The organism is Erwinia psidii, from assembly GCF_003846135.1.
In the GTDB taxonomy this organism is placed as follows: domain Bacteria; phylum Pseudomonadota; class Gammaproteobacteria; order Enterobacterales; family Enterobacteriaceae; genus Erwinia; species Erwinia psidii.
Window position 1 is genome coordinate 113,820 of sequence record NZ_RHHM01000006.1, and the last position, 18,354, is coordinate 132,173.

12 protein-coding genes and 1 pseudogene are annotated in these 18,354 nt (G+C 48.3%); 11 read left to right on the plus strand and 2 right to left on the minus strand.

All coding sequences use genetic code 11. From position 1 onward, the window contains the following. Positions 1–221 precede the first annotated feature (221 nt). Positions 222–2,819, minus strand: a complete 2,598-nt coding sequence (gene acnB / locus EB241_RS09215; protein ID WP_124232896.1) for a bifunctional aconitate hydratase 2/2-methylisocitrate dehydratase — start codon at positions 2,817–2,819, stop codon at positions 222–224. 300 nt (positions 2,820–3,119) lie between these two features. Here acnB and umuD point away from each other — a divergent pair, with 300 nt between their 5' ends. The 10 genes from umuD to EB241_RS09265 all read left to right on the plus strand — a co-directional run bounded on the left by umuD (position 3,120) and on the right by EB241_RS09265 (position 15,626). Beyond that, positions 3,120–3,554: a translesion error-prone DNA polymerase V autoproteolytic subunit gene (gene umuD, locus EB241_RS09220; protein ID WP_124232897.1), complete on the plus strand. Its 435-nt coding sequence runs from the start codon at positions 3,120–3,122 to the stop codon at positions 3,552–3,554. Then, entirely contained in the window at positions 3,538–4,800 is a 1,263-nt protein-coding gene (umuC, locus tag EB241_RS09225; protein ID WP_124232898.1) for a translesion error-prone DNA polymerase V subunit UmuC, read from the plus strand. Before umuD ends, umuC begins: the two co-directional genes overlap by 17 nt. A 128-nt stretch (positions 4,801–4,928) precedes the next feature. After that, positions 4,929–5,282 carry a hypothetical protein gene (locus EB241_RS09230; protein WP_124232899.1) on the plus strand — a complete coding sequence of 118 codons (354 nt, stop codon included), beginning with the start codon at positions 4,929–4,931 and terminating at the stop codon, positions 5,280–5,282. Then, entirely contained in the window at positions 5,242–6,255 is a 1,014-nt protein-coding gene (locus EB241_RS09235; protein WP_124232900.1) for a 2-oxoglutarate and iron-dependent oxygenase domain-containing protein, read from the plus strand. The genes EB241_RS09230 and EB241_RS09235 overlap by 41 nt, the downstream gene beginning before the upstream one ends. A gap of 3,050 nt (positions 6,256–9,305) precedes the next feature. After that, positions 9,306–9,713 carry a winged helix-turn-helix domain-containing protein gene (locus tag EB241_RS09240; RefSeq protein ID WP_124232901.1) on the plus strand — a complete coding sequence of 136 codons (408 nt, stop codon included), beginning with the start codon at positions 9,306–9,308 and terminating at the stop codon, positions 9,711–9,713. Between the two features lie 101 nt (positions 9,714–9,814). Next, the gene (locus EB241_RS09245) at positions 9,815–10,351 is read left to right on the plus strand and encodes a fimbrial protein (RefSeq protein ID WP_124232902.1); all 537 of its coding nucleotides are present in this window, start codon (positions 9,815–9,817) and stop codon (positions 10,349–10,351) included. A 78-nt stretch (positions 10,352–10,429) separates the two neighbouring features. Then, positions 10,430–11,128, plus strand: coding sequence for a fimbrial biogenesis chaperone (locus EB241_RS09250; RefSeq protein ID WP_124232903.1), 699 nt, complete (start codon positions 10,430–10,432; stop codon positions 11,126–11,128). 61 nt (positions 11,129–11,189) lie between these two features. Next, positions 11,190–13,769: a fimbria/pilus outer membrane usher protein gene (locus EB241_RS09255; protein WP_124232904.1), complete on the plus strand. Its 2,580-nt coding sequence runs from the start codon at positions 11,190–11,192 to the stop codon at positions 13,767–13,769. Between the two features lie 40 nt (positions 13,770–13,809). Beyond that, entirely contained in the window at positions 13,810–14,925 is a 1,116-nt protein-coding gene (locus EB241_RS09260; protein WP_124232905.1) for a fimbrial protein, read from the plus strand. 50 nt (positions 14,926–14,975) lie between these two features. Further along, a complete protein-coding gene (locus EB241_RS09265) occupies positions 14,976–15,626 on the plus strand; it encodes a helix-turn-helix domain-containing protein (RefSeq protein ID WP_124232906.1) in 651 nt (216 codons plus the stop codon). Here the strand turns inward: EB241_RS09265 and EB241_RS09270 are convergent. Then, a pseudogene (locus tag EB241_RS09270) lies at positions 15,608–16,268 on the minus strand (oxidoreductase); the annotation flags it as partial. The gene EB241_RS09265 and the pseudogene EB241_RS09270 overlap by 19 nt on opposite strands. A 186-nt stretch (positions 16,269–16,454) precedes the next feature. Between EB241_RS09270 and mrdA the strand changes: the two are divergent. Then, positions 16,455–18,350: a penicillin-binding protein 2 gene (gene mrdA, locus EB241_RS09275; RefSeq protein WP_124232907.1), complete on the plus strand. Its 1,896-nt coding sequence runs from the start codon at positions 16,455–16,457 to the stop codon at positions 18,348–18,350. Positions 18,351–18,354: the final 4 nt, after the last annotated feature.

The window sequence follows — 18,354 nt, forward strand, 5'->3', positions numbered from 1 at the left end:
CGGTTACGTTGAGACTAAAAAAAAGGGTTCTGTTATCCTCCCCTGCCTATAGTGCGCAACTATACCCTGATGGCGAGAAATCGTGGGCAACCGGAAGTCAGAGACAGCGGCACCCTCAGAAACCGGGATAAAAAAATCCGGGAACGCAGGTTCCCGGATTTTCAACGGTAGGGTGCTGTTTAAGCTCCTGGTACAGGAACTTTCTGCCAGACCCCGCAGGCTTATACCGCCGTCTGGAAAATAACGCCGTCGGCTTTCTCGGTGTACTGCGACAGCTGGTCAAAGTTCAGATAACGGTAAGTATCCACCGCCGTCTTATCGACCTGGTTCATAAACTGCTGGTATTCGTCCGGCGTGGGCAGTTTGCCCAGCAGAGACGCCACCGCGGCCAGTTCGGCAGACGCCAGATAAACGTTAGCGCCGTTGCCCAGACGGTTCGGGAAGTTACGGGTTGAGGTGGACACCACCGTCGCCCCGTCCTTCACCCGTGCCTGGTTGCCCATGCACAGTGAACAGCCTGGGATCTCAATACGCGCACCGCTCTTACCAAAGACGCTGTAGTAGCCCTCTTCCGTCAGCTGGGCCGCGTCCATCTTGGTGGGCGGAGCCACCCAAAGACGCGTTGGCAGCTGACCTTTATGGCTGTCCAGCAGCTTACCGGCCGCGCGGAAATGACCGATATTGGTCATACAGGAACCGATAAAGACCTCATCGATTTTCTCGCCCTGCACGTCCGACAACAGGCGGGCATCATCGGGGTCGTTCGGCGCACACAGGATAGGTTCTTTGATCTCCGACAGATCGATGTCGATCACCGCGGCATATTCCGCATCGGCATCCCCTTCCAGCAGTTCAGGTGTGGCCAGCCATTTCTCCATCCCCTGAATACGGCGCTCCAGCGTGCGACGATCGCCATAACCTTCAGAGATCATCCACTTCAGCAGCACAATGTTCGAATTGAGATATTCGATGATCGGATCTTTACCCAGCTTGATAGTACAACCCGCGGCAGAGCGTTCAGCCGACGCATCGGAAAGCTCGAATGCCTGCTCAACTTTCAGATCCGGCAATCCTTCAATTTCCAGGATACGGCCAGAGAAAATGTTTTTCTTGCCTTTCTTCTCAACGGTCAGCAGCCCCTGTTTGATGGCATACAAAGGAATGGCATGAACCAGGTCGCGCAGGGTGATCCCCGGCTGCATTTTTCCTTTAAAGCGCACCAGCACGGACTCCGGCATATCCAGCGGCATCACGCCGGTCGCCGCGGCAAAGGCCACCAGGCCAGAACCCGCCGGGAACGAAATACCGATCGGGAAACGGGTGTGTGAATCCCCACCGGTGCCTACGGTATCCGGCAGCAGCATACGGTTCAGCCAGCTGTGGATAATGCCGTCGCCCGGACGCAGGGAAACACCGCCACGGTTCATAATAAAGTCGGGCAGCGTATGGTGCGTCGAGACGTCAACCGGTTTGGGATAAGCCGCAGTATGACAGAAGGACTGCATGACCAGATCGGCAGAGAAGCCCAGACACGCCAGATCTTTCAGCTCATCACGGGTCATCGGGCCGGTGGTGTCCTGAGAACCGACAGAAGTCATCTTCGGTTCGCAATAGGCACCAGGGCGGATCCCCTCGGTACCACAGGCACGCCCCACCATTTTCTGTGCCAGTGAGTAGCCACGGGTGCTTTCAGCAACATCTTTCGCCTGGCGGAACACGTCGCTGTGCGGCAGTCCCAGGGATTCACGCGCTTTGCTGGTCAGTCCACGCCCGATGATCAGCGGAATACGACCACCGGCACGCACTTCGTCCAGCAGCACATCGGTTTTAAGCGCAAAGTTTGCCAGCACTTCACCGGTTTCGTGGTTCAGCACTTCACCTTTGTATGGGAAGATGTCGATCACATCACCCATATTCAGCTTGTCTACATCCACTTCAATCGGCAGAGCACCCGCATCTTCCATAGTATTGAAGAAGATCGGCGCGATTTTACCGCCCAGCACCACGCCGCCGCCTTTTTTATTCGGCACAAAAGGAATGTCTTCTCCCATAAACCACAGCACCGAGTTAGTGGCAGATTTACGCGAGGAGCCGGTACCCACCACATCGCCCACATAGGCCAGCGGGAATCCCTTTTCCTGTAAGGCTTCGATCTGCTTAATCGGGCCAATATTGCCAGCGTCATCCGGTTCAATACCCTCGCGGGCATTTTTCAGCATGGCCAGCGAGTGCAGGGGAATATCAGGGCGGGACCAGGCATCAGGTGCAGGCGAGAGATCATCGGTATTGGTTTCGCCGGTGACTTTAAAGACGGTAACGGTGATTTTTTCTGCCAGTTCCGGGCAGGAAAGATACCATTCAGCATCGGCCCAGGACTGCAAAACCTTTTTGGCATGGGGGTTGCCAGCTTTGGCTTTTTCTTCCACATCGTAGAAGCTGTCGAACATCAGCAACGTGTTGCACAATGCTTTAGCGGCGATGGCGGCCAGTTTTTCATCATCCAGCGCGTCAATCAGCGGGTGAATATTATAACCACCCTGCATGGTACCCAGCAGCTCTACGGCTTTTTCCGGGGTGACCAGGGGAGAAGTGGCTTCACCTTTCGCAACCGCAGCCAGGAAGCCCGCTTTCACGTAAGCGGCTTCATCAACACCCGGCGGAACACGGTTAATTAACAGATCGGACAGGCATTCTTCTTCACCCGCTGGCGGGTTCTTCAGCAGTTCAACCAGCGCGGCCATTTGGGAAGCATCTAACGGTTTAGGAACGATCCCTTCGGCTGCACGCTCGGCAACGTGCTTACGGTATTCTTCTAGCACGACGTTCTCCTCGCTCACATTGTAATGGCTACCGGACGACCTCAGGTTTAGTGCGAAGTGATTTGCTCATTCTGTAGGGTAACGCGCCCGGTCCCGCGTGGGCCAGCATAGCAGGATTTCCCTCCCTTGTTAATCCGTTTACAAAAAAGCAACATTATTTGTCGCGGTAAGCAGGCTATATCCCGGTGATAACTAAATTTCCCGGTGCATCAACGCGTTCAGATTTTAACATGAGAACGGACTTGCCCGACCATGCCAGTCGTAATACTGTATATAAATACAGTTAAAAAGAGACCAGTAATGCAAACCCTATACCGTCCTGCTATCGATGGCGCCCTGTACCTCCCCCTTTACCTTGAGCGGGTACCCTGTGGTTTTCCCAGCCCGGCGCAGGATTATGTCGAGGATGCGCTCGACCTGAACAAGCTGGTTATAAAACACCCGGGCGCAACGTATTTTGTCAGGGTCAGTGGTGATTCAATGATCGGTGCCGGTATCAGCGATGGCGACCTGCTGGTAGTGGATCGCTCGTTGTCGGCTGAACATGGCGATATTGTGGTGGCGTCCGTCGCCGGAGAGTTTACCGTCAAGGAGCTTCGCATCAGACCTTTCGTGCAGCTTATCCCACACAATACTCATTATTCCCCGGTGAATTTCCAGGGTGAAGAAGAGTTGCAAATATTTGGCGTGGTTACCTTCACCCTGAAGTCGAATAAACATGTACGCGCTGGTTGATGTAAATAACTTTTATGCCTCCTGTGAAACGGTTTTTCGCCCGGATCTGCAGGGGAAACCGGTTGTGGTGGTATCAAACAATGATGGCTGCATTATTTCACGCTCGGCAGAAGCAAAGGCTCTGGGCATTAAGATGGCAGCACCTTTGTTCAAAATAAAAGAACAACTGCGTCAACAACAGGTTACTGTTTTCAGTTCGAATTATTGCCTGTACGCCGATCTCAGCCACCGGGTCATGCTGACGCTCACTGAAATGGCCCCCGCCATAGAAATCTATTCCATTGACGAAGCGTTTATTGATATGAGGGGAGTCTCCAACTGTGTGTCACTGAGCGCTTTCGGACATCAGATGCGCAATCAGATCCTGAAAAATACCGGTCTTACCATAGGCGTGGGCATTGCCCCCACCAAAACACTGGCAAAACTTGCTAATTATGCAGCAAAAAAGTGGCCTGCCACCGGAGGGGTTGTTGACCTGTCTGATAAGCAGCGCCAGCGAAAACTGATGGCCAGAGTACCGGTGGAAGAAGTCTGGGGCGTGGGTCGCCGGATCGCTAAAAGGCTTCAGGCGATGGGGATTGAAACGGCCTTACAGCTGGCTGACAGTACCAGTTGGGTTATCCGTAAAAACGTTAATGTCGTTCTTGAACGCACCGCTCGTGAGCTACGCGGTGAGTGCTGTCTGGCATTTGATGAAGTGCCAGCCGCCAGACAACAAATTATCTGTAGCCGCTCTTTTGGCCATCGAATTACCCGTTATGACGATATGCGTCAGGCAGTGTGTACTTACGCTGAACGCGCTGCGGAAAAACTTCGCGCCGGAAACCAGTTTTGCTGTGTCATCAGCGTGTTTATACGCACCAGTCCACATGCTGACCAGAGCATATTTTATGCACCGCAGGCCAGTGGCCGCCTGGCAATACCGTCTGACGATACCCGTGACATTATACGCGTAGCCATCAACTCACTGGAGCGAATTTGGAAAGCGGAGTTTCGCTATGTGAAAGCAGGCATCATGTTGAGTGACCTTTACGGCGAGGGCGTCGCGCAACTCAATCTGTTTGATGAACATCCGCCACGCCCGGCCAGCCATCAACTGATGCAGGCGATCGATAAACTTAATCGTTCCGGCCGCGGGACGGTATGGTTTGCCGGACAGGGCACCCGGAAAAGCTGGGCCATGAAGCGCGACATGCTGTCACCGGGATACACCACACGCTATTCAGATCTGCCGGTGGCTAAATAAGACATAACCGTTGACCAGTGCTTTTCACATGAGCGAACGGACGTAAGAAAAAATTCAGCATAACAGTACAGATGAAATTTAATCACTCAAAAAGATAAATAAAATCGCCAATCGGAATACGGCTATGAATGATACCTGCTAATAAAGATGAAAATATTTCCGTTAATAAAATTATAAAAAATGGAACAAAAACAGAACCGAACACCATTTACCTTAACCAGGATATTTATAATAAAAATACACGTCTGAAAAGAGATGAGAGAAATTTTATTTACCGTAAGGAACCGCAGGGGTTTAATTGCAATAAAAAACAAGGTAACATATATTCCCCGCACCATGAATTTATTAATAACTTACTTACTGGTATTACTCTGACATTCCTTTTCAGCCTGCCTGTGGTTATGTATTTTTTTAGCTATTTTAATCCTGAAGAGTATAAAAATGAAATTTACCCTACCAGCGATCGTCACTGGCAGCGATGAAGATCGCCAATTGGGCCGGGAAATGATTGAGGTATGGCGTCGTGATGGTATTTTCGAAGTGCAGCTCACGCCAGAGCAGGCGACAATAGCCGACGCCGCCATTGCAAGCAGTAAGCGTTTTTTTAAAGAGCCGGTTGAAAAGAAAAAAACGTTTCTTAATGACACATCATACAGTGGGTATATTGCCAGCAAAGAAGAGATTACTGCTGGTGAAGAAGACTATTCAGAAATATTCACCGTATACAAAGATCTACCGTTATCTGATGCGCGAGTGGCAGCAGGCTGGCCCTGCCACGGCCCCGTGCCATGGCCTGATGATGTTTATCAAAAAACGGTAACCGATCACACGAATGCAATGGGAGACATAGTTGATAGATTATTGCAACTGGCTTCACTGGGACTGGGATTAGCACTGAACCAGCTAAAATCCCTGACAGAAGATGGCTGGCACCATATGAGAATTCTGCGTTTTCAGAAAGCTGTACCCGAATCTGACAGAGGTATTGGATCACATACGGATTATGGCTTCCTGGTTATCGCGGTGCAGAAAGATGCTGAAGGTTTAGATATCCGTCCTCCTCTCGCCGCTGACGGAAACAGGGAAGTAAGGAAGAAAAACTGGCTGGAAGGGCAAAGTACTGCGGGAGAATATCAGAGCGATCCACACTGGGTCACAATGCCACTTACCCCAGATGTTGTGACCGTTTTCCCCGGTGATTTACTCCAGTATCTGACAGGCGATCATCTTATTTCAACGCCACATAAGATAGTTTTACATCCTGACAGTGAACGATATGCTCTGGCTTATTTCCATGAACCTAATTTTAAGCAATCTGTAAGGCCACTGATGGGTCAGAATGAGCCTGAATCAATTACCTATGGTGAACATTTCACTAATGTGTTTATGCGATGCTATCCTGACAGGCCAACCACCCTGCGTATTACTGAAGAAAATCGCCAGAAGAATTACTGATATCGAATATTATATTAATCCGGGACCACATAGTAAAAATACCCTGATCACTGCTGCGTAATAAAAACATTACGTTATTCTTTTATGGTCCGGCACCACAAAAAAGCAAAATACAGGACTTTTTTTCCACCGGAAATATCCGTTTGTATACCAGGTAATTGTCACTGCCGGACGAGGGTGTCTGGCAGTGAATGAAAATTATTAATATGCCGTAATAGAAGGCTAATAATAATGTCAGCCAGATAACCCCACGCAAGTGGCTGGTGACACTCAGTCTCACAAACAACACTGTTTATCAAAAAAAACCGGCATCCGGCCAGGTCCCTGGTAATAAACGCCGTTGCGCTCCACATCCTTCCGGTAGTCGCCTTTCCGTCACCGTCTGGCATTTCAATCGCTTTGCAGCCGCCATCTTTTGTCCCCCGTCTTCGATCGCAGGGTACTTCTCAATTTCTGAACTGCCCTGACAGAGGCTGCCAGAACCTTGCCGGTAATGGTAAACGCCTGTTCCCGGTTCAGTTAAACACGCAAACGGGATACAGAATCGCGGTCCACGCCGGTTTCATACCCGGACAGGCTGCCGGCACAACGGTACGATCCGAAAGCGTATCGGCATATAAGCCACACTACCCGGACAATAACAGAACAGTAGTTGCCTGAAAGTCTTCTGTATTGCCACCACGCAACTGACAGATTATTTCTCTGCAAGGTGATGAAATAGCAGTCAGTATAATCTTAGATTATTATATTTTCATAATTACCCTTCATAGGATATTAACCTAATCCAATTGCGTGGACGTTCAATATTAAAGGGCCAGCGTAAATCAGGAATATCCGCAAACAGATAAGAAAATGCGGCGGACAGAGTGGAAATCCAGTGAAAAGGACTAATCATTTATGGGTATCCGTCAGAAAAAAACCATACTTCACCCATGCAAAATATTTAAGACTCAAAGGAGAGATTGGTTATTAAAAATCAATATTTTTAATTAAATAAAATGTCCTGTATTCACCTCCGATAATCTGTCCAATCCCGGAGAAAGAAACATAACAGCGGCAATAACATTGCAAGTGCATATGAAAAAAAATCAATTATATCAATAACAAATATAAATAATTTTTAAAAATCATACGATTATCAATCTCTTTTTTTCTGTACAAAAAATAAGCACCACAAAGACATCGCTATTTCTGAACAGGGGAAAAGTGCCATCTTTTTTACGAAAAAAAATATAATTTATAAGACACTTTCCCATAAAAGCAGAAAAAATATAAACATATCTAATCAACATGACAGGGGGTTAATCTGTAAAATAATCGCCATCAAGGTAATGGATTTATAATAACCAACCAACAAAAAACTCACATATCAAACAGCAGTTTGATCTATTAACAATTGGACCATATGACATGCCCGCAGAATACTATTATGTTACGCAACACACCGATCAGGCCGGTTTTCACACTCTTCACCGGGCAGGGTGTTTGAAGATGCCTGCGAGGAATATGCTGGTTTTTATTGGCAGTCTCTACACTTCGTTACAGGCACTCACCATTGGCAAAGTCCGCTTTGGCGACAATGTAAAGGTCTGCTGTTTCTGCTGCCAACGACATCAGATAAAGGGGGGCAAAATATCCTATCCTCTGGCATCCCCACAGCGACATCCATTAAACAGTGCTGCAGAATAGCGAGCAATATGACACGTCATAAAAAGCCGTAATAAAATGCACTATTGCAGAGGTCAGATGCGGGATAAAGGCAGTTTCATCACGCAGAACTGACCTCAGGTCATTGATGTTATAACAACAAAAATCCAGCGTCCCTCTGAGGCATTATGGTGCGCGAAGCAGGATACAGAATGGCCGTTATTCCCGCCGATATAGCAGGTAAAGAAGCCCTGTTGAAAGACAATCAATAAGGTTGCCAGCCCCAGCCACGTTGATATTCCGTGTTAATGGGCCTGGATTGATCCAGAAATCTTTCTCCGTCTGGATTACTGGCTGGGAAAAAGCCTTTCCGTTACAGCATCCGATATCGACAGGCCTGGCCATACCCCAATCGGCTGAAGCGGATGGGTGGTGACCATGGCTGCGCATTACGCGACACCGATGTCATTCTGACTGACTCAGGCTCTATCGATACCGGCATCTGCCGACCTCAACGCGAGCAGTTTATTTAAGCCGGAGAACATCCCGGTAACGGGTATTGCCGGGAAAGGAAAACTAACTGACCGGGCATGAAGCAATGCTGCTGGTTCATACCCGCCCTGGCAAAGCTGTAAACGCGATTATGGCCGGGACTGGAGCAGATAGCAGATAGCAGATAGCAGATAGCAGATAGCAGATAGCAGATAGCAGATAGCAGATAAAAGGAATTACCCCAATAATTGGTGCGATGAGGCGTATAAAGGAGACGATTAACGCGATTGCTTGCGCAATGTTATCTCGCAGTGCCAGTCTGAGCGTCTCATTATTTAAAATTAAATTACTGCATTCTTATTATTTTGCTTTAATATGGGATGATTCTTATTAAAACAGAATGACAATCATGATTGGGCATCCCATAAAGTTAATTTTCATCACAATTAAGATTACACCTGGCTGAAAACCCCTCTCAAAGTAAATTTAATTAACATAAATTAAATGGCCATATAATAAGATGATGGTTAACAGATTAAAAATTAACAAAAAAATCCGTTATTGACATATTAACTACGCAAATCTTGTTTTAACTAAAATTAAACAAATTACAATCAATCCGCTTTTAATTCTGTACGAAACAATAAAAAAGAATATCATTTTGATGATTGTTTTTTTGATTAAAACAGGATTTCTATCTAAAAAATCAGCAATTGCAGAGTTAAATAACAATAATATTAATAAAAAATAAGAATATTGTACCAAACTGATTGAAAACAGAACAACTCTCACTATCCCACAGTGTGGTTGAGCTTATTTAATAAGAGAAGATAATATTTATTTATACATTCACACCACAACCTCTCCTTAATTATAGTTATAGTTACAGTGACTAACATAGAGGCAAAAAAATGGATCAGCATAGTAGGAAAGTTTTTGGCTATGTGATTGAAAGGGATATTCAGGTCAACATTATACAGAGCAGGGTTATCAACATTAACCATTTAAATCATGACGATATTACGGCAATAGTAACGTTAAGGAAAACCATGATGAGGCTGTTTATATACCTACTGGAAAATGCTGATAGCGGCGTAATTCAACATGAAGATATTTTACTCAACGTCTGGGATAAATATGGCCTCAGCTCATCGAATCAGCGACTGTGGCAGGTAATGCGTTGCTTGCGAAATAAACTTTCCTCCCTTGGCATACCTGATGACTTTATTACAAGAATAGAATCAGGACCACATCGGGGGTATCAGATAAGTAAAAATAAAGTCACCACTGTTTATTATTACGTTCAAGAGAATTTGTAGTCAATCTACAAATCCCTCGCGTTTGCGGGAAGGGTACGTAGCTCTATAGAGGAAAAAAGAGCTACTTAATTTATATTGGTTATCTAAGGAGTTATTTAAATATGAAATATGCAACATTAGTAGCAGCGATGCTGGCTACATGTTCATCAGTCAATGTGTATGCAGTCGCTGAAGGGACCATTACGTTTAATGGCACACTTCAGGCAACAACCTGTAATAGCAACATTAACGGTGGCGATGCCAGTGGTGAAGTAGCACTCCCCATTGTTGGTGTTAACCAACTGGCTACACAGGGGCAGACAGCAGGTCAGACCGAATTTTCCATTGGCCTTACCGACTGTGCGGGTGTGTTGACCACCGCTGCAGCATTCTTTGAAGCAGGTGATAGTGTTGACACTAACGGTCGCCTGATCGATCAGAATGATACCGCTGAACAAAAAGTCGCATTTCAGTTACGCAACGCAGGTAACCAGTCCATTATTGTTGTGGGTAATGCAAGCCAGCAAACCAATAATACTTATGGTGAAATGGTTGACGGTAATTTGACTCTGCCGTACATGGTAGAATACTACGCTAACTCAGCGGCAGGTGCCGGTGTGGTCACCAGCTACGTGACTTATTCTGTTATGTATAAATAACAGAGCTTGCAGCAGAGAGATAATATCTCTCTGCCTTTTTACGTTTCAACTACCTTTTGCTCAATTAAAGAAACCAGTATGAAAAGACTGTTTTTTTCTGCTTTATTTATCACTGTTGTTGCGACGCTGTTCAGTCCTGTACTGTATGCGAGTATTGTAGTTAATGGCACGCGAGTAATTTATCCAGCCAGCGCCCGTGAAATTAGCGTAAAAATGACCAATATGGGTCAACGCCCATTACTGGTACAAAGCTGGATTGATGATGGCGATATAAAAGCTAAACCAGAGAATATCCACGTTCCTTTTGTGCTCTCACCTCCTTTTAACCGCGTCGATGCCGGAAAAGGCCAGACCTTAAGGATCAGTCAAACCGATCCCGACTTACCGGAAGACAGGGAATCCGTGTTCTGGTTAAACGTCCTTGAAATTCCGGCAAAAAGTGCAAAAACGGAAAACATCAACTCTTTACAGATGGCCTTTCGCACACGCATCAAATTTTTCTATCGTCCTGACAACCTTGGCGGCGAGGCCGACGATTCAGCCAAAATGCTCAGGTGGCAACAACAGGGAACACAGATCGTTGCCAGTAATCCCACGCCTTATTATGCCTCACTGGTTACTGTCATATTAAATGGCAAAAAAGTCGAAGGAGAAATGGTGGCCCCATTTCAATCGCAACCATTCAGCCTGTCAGGTAAGGCCGGCGATAAAGTTACCGGGGAGTTTATCAATGACTATGGGGCGCTCATCGCATTTCAGGCCACGTTACAGGAGTAACGCAGATACCTGACATTAAAAGCGACGGTAGTTAGTAAGGACGTTTCAGAAAAGGATTTCAATGAAAACATCTCGCAATGGCAAAGGTGTAAGAAAAACACTGCCGCTCTGTTTTCTGGTTCATCTCACTGGATTTGCCTCCACGACAAATGAAAACGTCCCCGAACAGGCACAGGAGGTGCAATTTGATTCGTCTTTCCTTTATGTCAGTGACAAAAATTCCATTGACCTGAGCCGGTTCGCCAAAAGTGCGTCCGTGCAGCCCGGTACCTGGCGCACTGAGATATATGTCAATGACATGGCGATGGGAAAAGAAGATGTCCGCTTTATTGCCGGTAAGGATAAGGTAGTTTATCCCTGTTTAAACACATCATTGCTGAAAAAGATCCCTTTTGCGCTGGAGAAACTGCCCGCGGATTTTTACAACGGCGAAGATAATCCGACCACCTGTGTGGATCTCAGGAAAAAACTCCCACAGGCGGAGGTTATTCATGACAGTAACGAACAGCGTCTCAATATCAGCATTCCGCAAATTATGCTGATCAAAAAAGCGCGGGGAGCCGTTGACATGGAACAGTGGGATAAAGGAATTACCGCTCTGCCTCTTGGCTATACCGTCAGCGCCTGGCGCCGTGAAAGTCAGGGCAGCGTCTTTCAGTCTGCTTACGGTTCGCTGAATGCCGGACTGAATCTGGGTCCGTGGTATTTGCGGCACAATGGCCACAGCAGCTGGCAGGCGCATCAACCATTCAGCTACAACACGGTGAACACCTGGCTGCAACGTGACATACCTGTTTTGCAGGGGCGGTTACTGATGGGCCAGACTTCCACGCCTGGGATAATTTTCGATACGCTGCCTTTTACCGGCATACAGCTCGCCACTGATGACCGTATGCTTCCCTACTCGCAGCGCGGCTATGCACCTGAAATCAGAGGCATAGCCCGCACGTCAGCGCGTGTCACCGTGCGGCAAAACGATCAGCTACTCTATGAAACCACGGTCCCACCGGGTGAGTTTTTAATTAACGATATTTATCCTGCCGGATACGGCAGTAATCTGCATGTCACCGTTCACGAATCGGATGGTAGCGAACAGCACTTTGAGGTCCCGTACTCCTCTATTGCCCAGCTGTTGCGACCGGGTAATCATCGCTATTCATTCACGGCAGGCAAGATCCGCAGCGCCAGTCTGCACAGCAATCCATCATTCTTCCAGAGTTCCTGGCAGTATGGTTTCAGTAATGCCATTACCGGCTGGGGTGGACTGCAATTTAGCGAACGCTACCAGGCGATACAATTGGGTGCTGCCTTGGGGACTTCGGCTGGCGCATTTGCGTTGGATATTACCCATGCCCGTGACAGGGAAGATCGCTGGCGTACACCTCAACGTGGAGGGGGTGAGAGCTATAAGCTTGCCTACAGCAAAACGATCGATGCCACCAGCAGTAATCTTTCCCTTTCTGTCTGGCAATTTTCTACCCAGGGTTATCAGGATCTGCTCAGTACCCTGCAACACCGCCAGGCATTAAAAAGTGGAACCTCTTCTTTCGCAAGCTGGCGAACCCGACAACGCCTGACACTCACCCTCAATCAGGCACTGCCGACAGATTTTGGTCATCTGAACTTTGCTGGTTCAATACAGAACTATTGGAACCAGCAGCACGATACCCGGCAGTTTCAATTTGGCTACAGCAACAGATTTAAATCGCTCTCGTGGGGGATGACTGCCAGCAGGACTTTTTCTACTGACGGCAAGGCAGAAAACAACTACCTGCTGAACTTTACCCTTCCTCTCAGAGGATATGCCAACCGTACCACCTCACAGCTTCGCATTGATTTAAATCGGGATGGCGACGGGCGCTACGCTAAACAAGCCACGCTGACCGGGGCAATCGGTGAAGCTAATCCATTCAGCTATGGTATCACTGCAACAAATGAGAGCAGCAGTGGCACATCCGGTTCGCTCACTGGCAGCTATCGTACCCGGATGACCTCGCTGAGCGGAAGCTGGAGCCAGGGAAATAGCTACAGAAGTGGCTCAGTCAGTCTTAGTGGTACGGTACTGGCACATGCCGGGGGATTGACGATGACACCTTACACTTCTGACACCTTTGCACTGGTGGAAGCACAGGGTGCCGAGGGAGCCAGAGCCTCCACCTATCCCGGCGTGTATGTTGATCACGCCGGATTTGCCGCGGTGCCCTATCTCAATCCCTATCAGTTTAATGACATCGCCATCGATCCGGCAGGAGCCTCCAGCCACATTGAGCTAAATAGCACGACCCAGCAGGTTGTACCCAGGGCGGGGGCTGTTGTCGCGGTGAAATACAGTACCCGTTTTGGCACACCATTGTTGATCAGGGCGCACTATCAGGGAGAGCCGGTAAAATTTGGCGCAGAAATTATCGACCATCGCGGCAATTCACTGGGCTCAGTGGGGCAGGCCGGCCAGATTTTTGTGCGGGTAAATGAAACGCAGGGCCAGCTAAGGGTCAGATGGGCTGACGGCCCGGAGGGCGAGTGTACGGTGGCGTATTTCCTGCAACCCACTGGAAAGACAAAACACCCTCTTCTTCAACGTTTTGACAGTCAGTGCCTGAATACAGCACACGACCCGGCCTCAGGGGACAACAGTCGTTAACACGCTGAACATGACCGGATGACTAAAAAAGGAGTTTGCTATGAAAATAATGCCCGGATCTTACATTCCCGTTATCATCCTTATGGTGATGGCCGGGTGTTCCTCCTGTTTGGCTGCCGGTTGTGACGTCAGCAACCCCGCGCTTGCATCATCCCCTGTGCTACCTTTGCAAGGCGGCGCAATCACGGTTGGACCGGATGTCAGCAACGGCACAATTGTCTGGCACCAGCATTTCCGACCCACTTCCCCCGTAACACTCGACTGTAAAAATGAGATACCCATCGCGTCATCAATCAGGGGGGATTTCGCCACCGGGCTACGGCCTTCAAACTGGTCCGATGGTCGTTTTCCTCCTGGCTCAGTTTATCAGACCGACGTACCCGGTATCGGTGTGGCTGTCTACGCTTATGACAGTACGCAATACACCGTCCCCTTTACCTACCCCCTTACGGCAATCCAAAAAGATAATTATCCCAATGATAAATGGATGCCGCATGAAGGAATCGAATTTGATGTTGTATTAATCAAAACCGGCGTTATTATACCCGGCAGGATTGGCGGAGAAAATTTACCCTCGGTCAATTACAGCTTGCACTCTAAAGATCGGTCGCCGGTTAGTCTTGGCAGTCTGAGATTCTCAGGCGAGATTAATATCATATCCAGAACCTGTATCACCCCGGATATTAATGTTCCCATGGGGGATTATGAAATATCAGGAACCTTTAAACAAACCGGCAACCATAGCCCCTGGAAAGATGCCTCAATAAAACTGGTCGACTGCCCCCGTTTACACGGCATAATAACTGAAGGCAAAGGAGCAGAATCTGGAAGGCTTCAGGATGGAGATAAAATAAGCAACAGTATTAAATTATCGCTTTCCCCAAACACTTCGATTATTAACAGCTCCCAGGGTATTTTAGGTTTAAAAAATGGCACTGACAGTGCCTCTGGCGTGGGTATACAGCTGGCATGGGGAAATCTGAGCGATGCTTCCCCGCAGATGGTGAATTTTAGCGAGAACAAGCAGTATATTTTGCCGGATGACGGTTCGACACTGTTCTCGTTGCCTCTTCTGGCGCGCTATATCCAGACAGCGCCACTGGTCACACCGGGCAAAGCCGATGCCACCGTGACATTTACTATTTATTATTACTGAAACCAGCGATGCCAAAGGATTGTTAAGGATAATCAAACATAGAGGGAATTATGTGTATATATATTATTTCTGATGATCATTTCTTTGTCCGGGGGCTGGAAAATATCCTCGCCACCTCAAAGAAAGAACTGAAGCAGTACAGTTACGCAAACGGATTACTTCTTTTTTGTTATTGTAGCTTTCGGCAGGAAGATATCGTGATTGTTGATATCCATTATTCACAAATGGCTCAGCCGCAAAATGGTCTTGCCCACAATACCAGTTACTTCGGTGTAAATATTGTATTTGTGGTGGATTTACCTTTACAGAATGAACCGAGTAATTTCTACCCATACTGGATAGTTTCTAAAAAATGCCCGATAAAAAGTGTACTCCCGTTGCTAAAAACCATCGCCGAAGACAATCCGATGCACACCGACCATCTTTCCAGGAAAGAAAATATCGTGCTACGGGAACTGGCGGTGGGACATTCAACGGACTTTATTTCCCGTAAGCTGAATCTCTCCACTAAAACCATCAGTTCCCATAAACAGAATGCTTTCAGAAAGCTGGGGATGACCAGACTCAACGACATGTCGCTGATTTGCTACCGCCAGATCCTCAATCTCTATGCAGGGTTTAACCGTTTGTCAGCCCAGCGCGCAGGCGGAAGCGCACTCCTGCCAGAAAAAAAAGCAAAGCATTATTCGCTGATCCGGTAACGCTCCAGCCAGTGCGCGTAAGGAGCAGGCAGAACCCAGGATGCCTGTTCTTTTTTCAGCGTCAGCGCGGCCTGATAAGGCCAGTGTGGATTGGACAGGTGCGCACGCCCCACCATAACTATATCCCGTTCATCGTTTTCAATCGCCCGGTTAGCGGTGGGGGACGCATCAATTCCCCAGGCAGAAGCGACCGGAATATTTACCTCACGGCGGACACGTTCAGCAACCGGTGCCAAAGCCAGGGAATGTCAGCATCCGGCGTAGAGAAGCCGATACTGACACTGAGCAGATCCAGCTCTCCCTCACGAAACTGGCGGGTCAAGGTGATGGCTTCTTCAAGTGTGGTTTCGTCACGTCCATCATATTCAATCACACCGAACGTGCGGTCAGGGGGAGATGCTGCGGCCACTCATCGCGCACTGCGGCCTGTGTCTCCAGCAGAAAACGACTACGCCCCTGCAGGCTGCCACCATATTCATCCTGCCGCTGATTGGCATGGACAGAGAAAAAGCTTTGCGCCAGATAACCGTGGGCAAAATGCAATTCCAGCCATACAAAACCGGCATCCTTTGCGCGACGGGCGGCGGTAACAAAGTCGCTTTTTATGCGGGAAATATCTGCCGGCGTCATTTCATGCGGCACCATTGTTTTGCAACAGGGCTTCCCACTACCGAAACCGGACCGTTAATGAACAAAAAACAACCTCAGTTGTAACATTTTTAATAAATGTCACACTTTAAGCGGCGGAGATGCATCTTTCTGGTCGTGATTTGTTGCGCAATCTCTATCATTGGGCAAAAAAAGAGACCATGACACGATTTCCCGGTAATGAAATTCAGAGATTTTGCAGAAGAAGAAAAACTGTTTGTTCGCAGGGCACTGGTAGCCTTTGGCCTGGTGCTGGCCGGTTTCGTCACGCTTGTCGTCAATCTGTGGCATGTGCAGATCGAACAAAATGAGTATTATCAGACCCGCTCCAACCAGAATGACATTAAGATGATCCCCATCGCCCCGACGCGCGGGATCATTTTCGATCGTAATGGCATCCCGCTGGTGAAAAATGTTACCTGGTATGACATTGAGATCCTGCCCTACAAAGTTCAGGATATGAAAGATCTGCTGGCACAGCTAAAGCCAATTATCGACCTCACCCCTGACGATATTGATAATTTCACCCACTCACTGCACGCCAACAGCCGTTATAAGCCTGTGGTGCTGAAAACCGAGCTAACCGATGAAGAAGTGGCGCGCTTTTCAGTGAATCAGTACAAATTCACCGGTGTAAACATCAACAGCTACGAAGATCGCCAGTACCCCTACGGCCCCGATTTGGCGCATGTCATTGGCTACGTTTCCAAAATTAATGACAGTGACTATAAACGCCTGGATAAAGAAGGTATCGGCGAGAATTACGCTGCTGACCACAATATCGGTAAACAGGGTATTGAGGGCTATTACGAATCGGTGCTGCACGGCAAAACCGGCTATCAGGAAGTCGAGGTGGATAACCACGGTCGGGTGATCCGTGTATTGAAAGAAGTGCCGCCAGTGGCGGGCAAAGATCTGTGGCTGACACTGGATTTGCATCTGCAACAATACGTCGAAACCCAGCTGGTTGGCCAGCGGGCAGCGGTACTTATTGAAAACCCACAAAATGGCGACGTGCTGGCGATGGTCTCCAGTCCAAGTTACGATCCCAATCCTTTTGTTAAAGGGATTGGCTATAAGGCCTATAAAGCGCTGCTCAATAACAAAGATCTGCCGCTTATCAACCGCGTCACTCAGGGGCTCTATCCACCCGCCTCCACCGTAAAACCCTACATGGCGATGTCGGCGCTGCTCACCCATGTGATCACCCCATCCACCACTTTCTTTGGCGCTCCCACCTGGACACTGCCCGGTACAACACGGAAATATCGTGACTGGAAAAAGACCGGTCACGGTACGCTGGATGTCACCCGCGCTATTGAGGAGTCAGCTGATACCTTTTTCTACCAGGTGTCGTTTATGCTGGGGATTGACCGTATACATACCATGCTCAGTCAGTTCGGCTACGGCAAACCCAGCGGTATCGATCTGAATGAGGAGTACAGCGGTCTGCTTCCCAGCCGTGAGTGGAAACAGAAAGTACATAAAAAAAGCTGGTATCAGGGTGATACCGTCTCCGTGGGTATCGGGCAGGGTTACTGGATTGCCACGCCGGTTCAGATGGTGAAAGCGCTGGCTACCCTGATTAATAATGGCCGGGTGATTCAGCCGCATCTGCTCTATCAGGAGAAACGGGGTAAAGAGGTGGAACCCTGGAAGCAGACCATCCCTGAACAGCAAATTGGCGATGCCAGTTCACCTTACTGGGGATTGGTGCGCCGCGCGATGTTTGGCATGGCCAATGCCCCCAACGGCACTGGCTATAAATATTTTCACACCGCGCCATACGGCATTGCGGGTAAAAGCGGCACCTCACAAGTGTTTGGCCTGAAGCAAAACCAGATATATAACGCCAAAATGATCCCACAACGCCTGCGTGACCATATTTTTTATACCGTCTTCGCGCCTTTTAACAATCCGAGGGTGGCGATGGCATTAATTCTGGAAAACGGCGGCGTCAACGGTGTCACTGCCGCACCGCTGGCAAGAAATATTCTGGACCATATTTTCCTGCCGCCGGATGTCGCACCGATGCCTGCCACTGCCGATCCTGGCAGCAACACCACGGCACAGTAAGTCC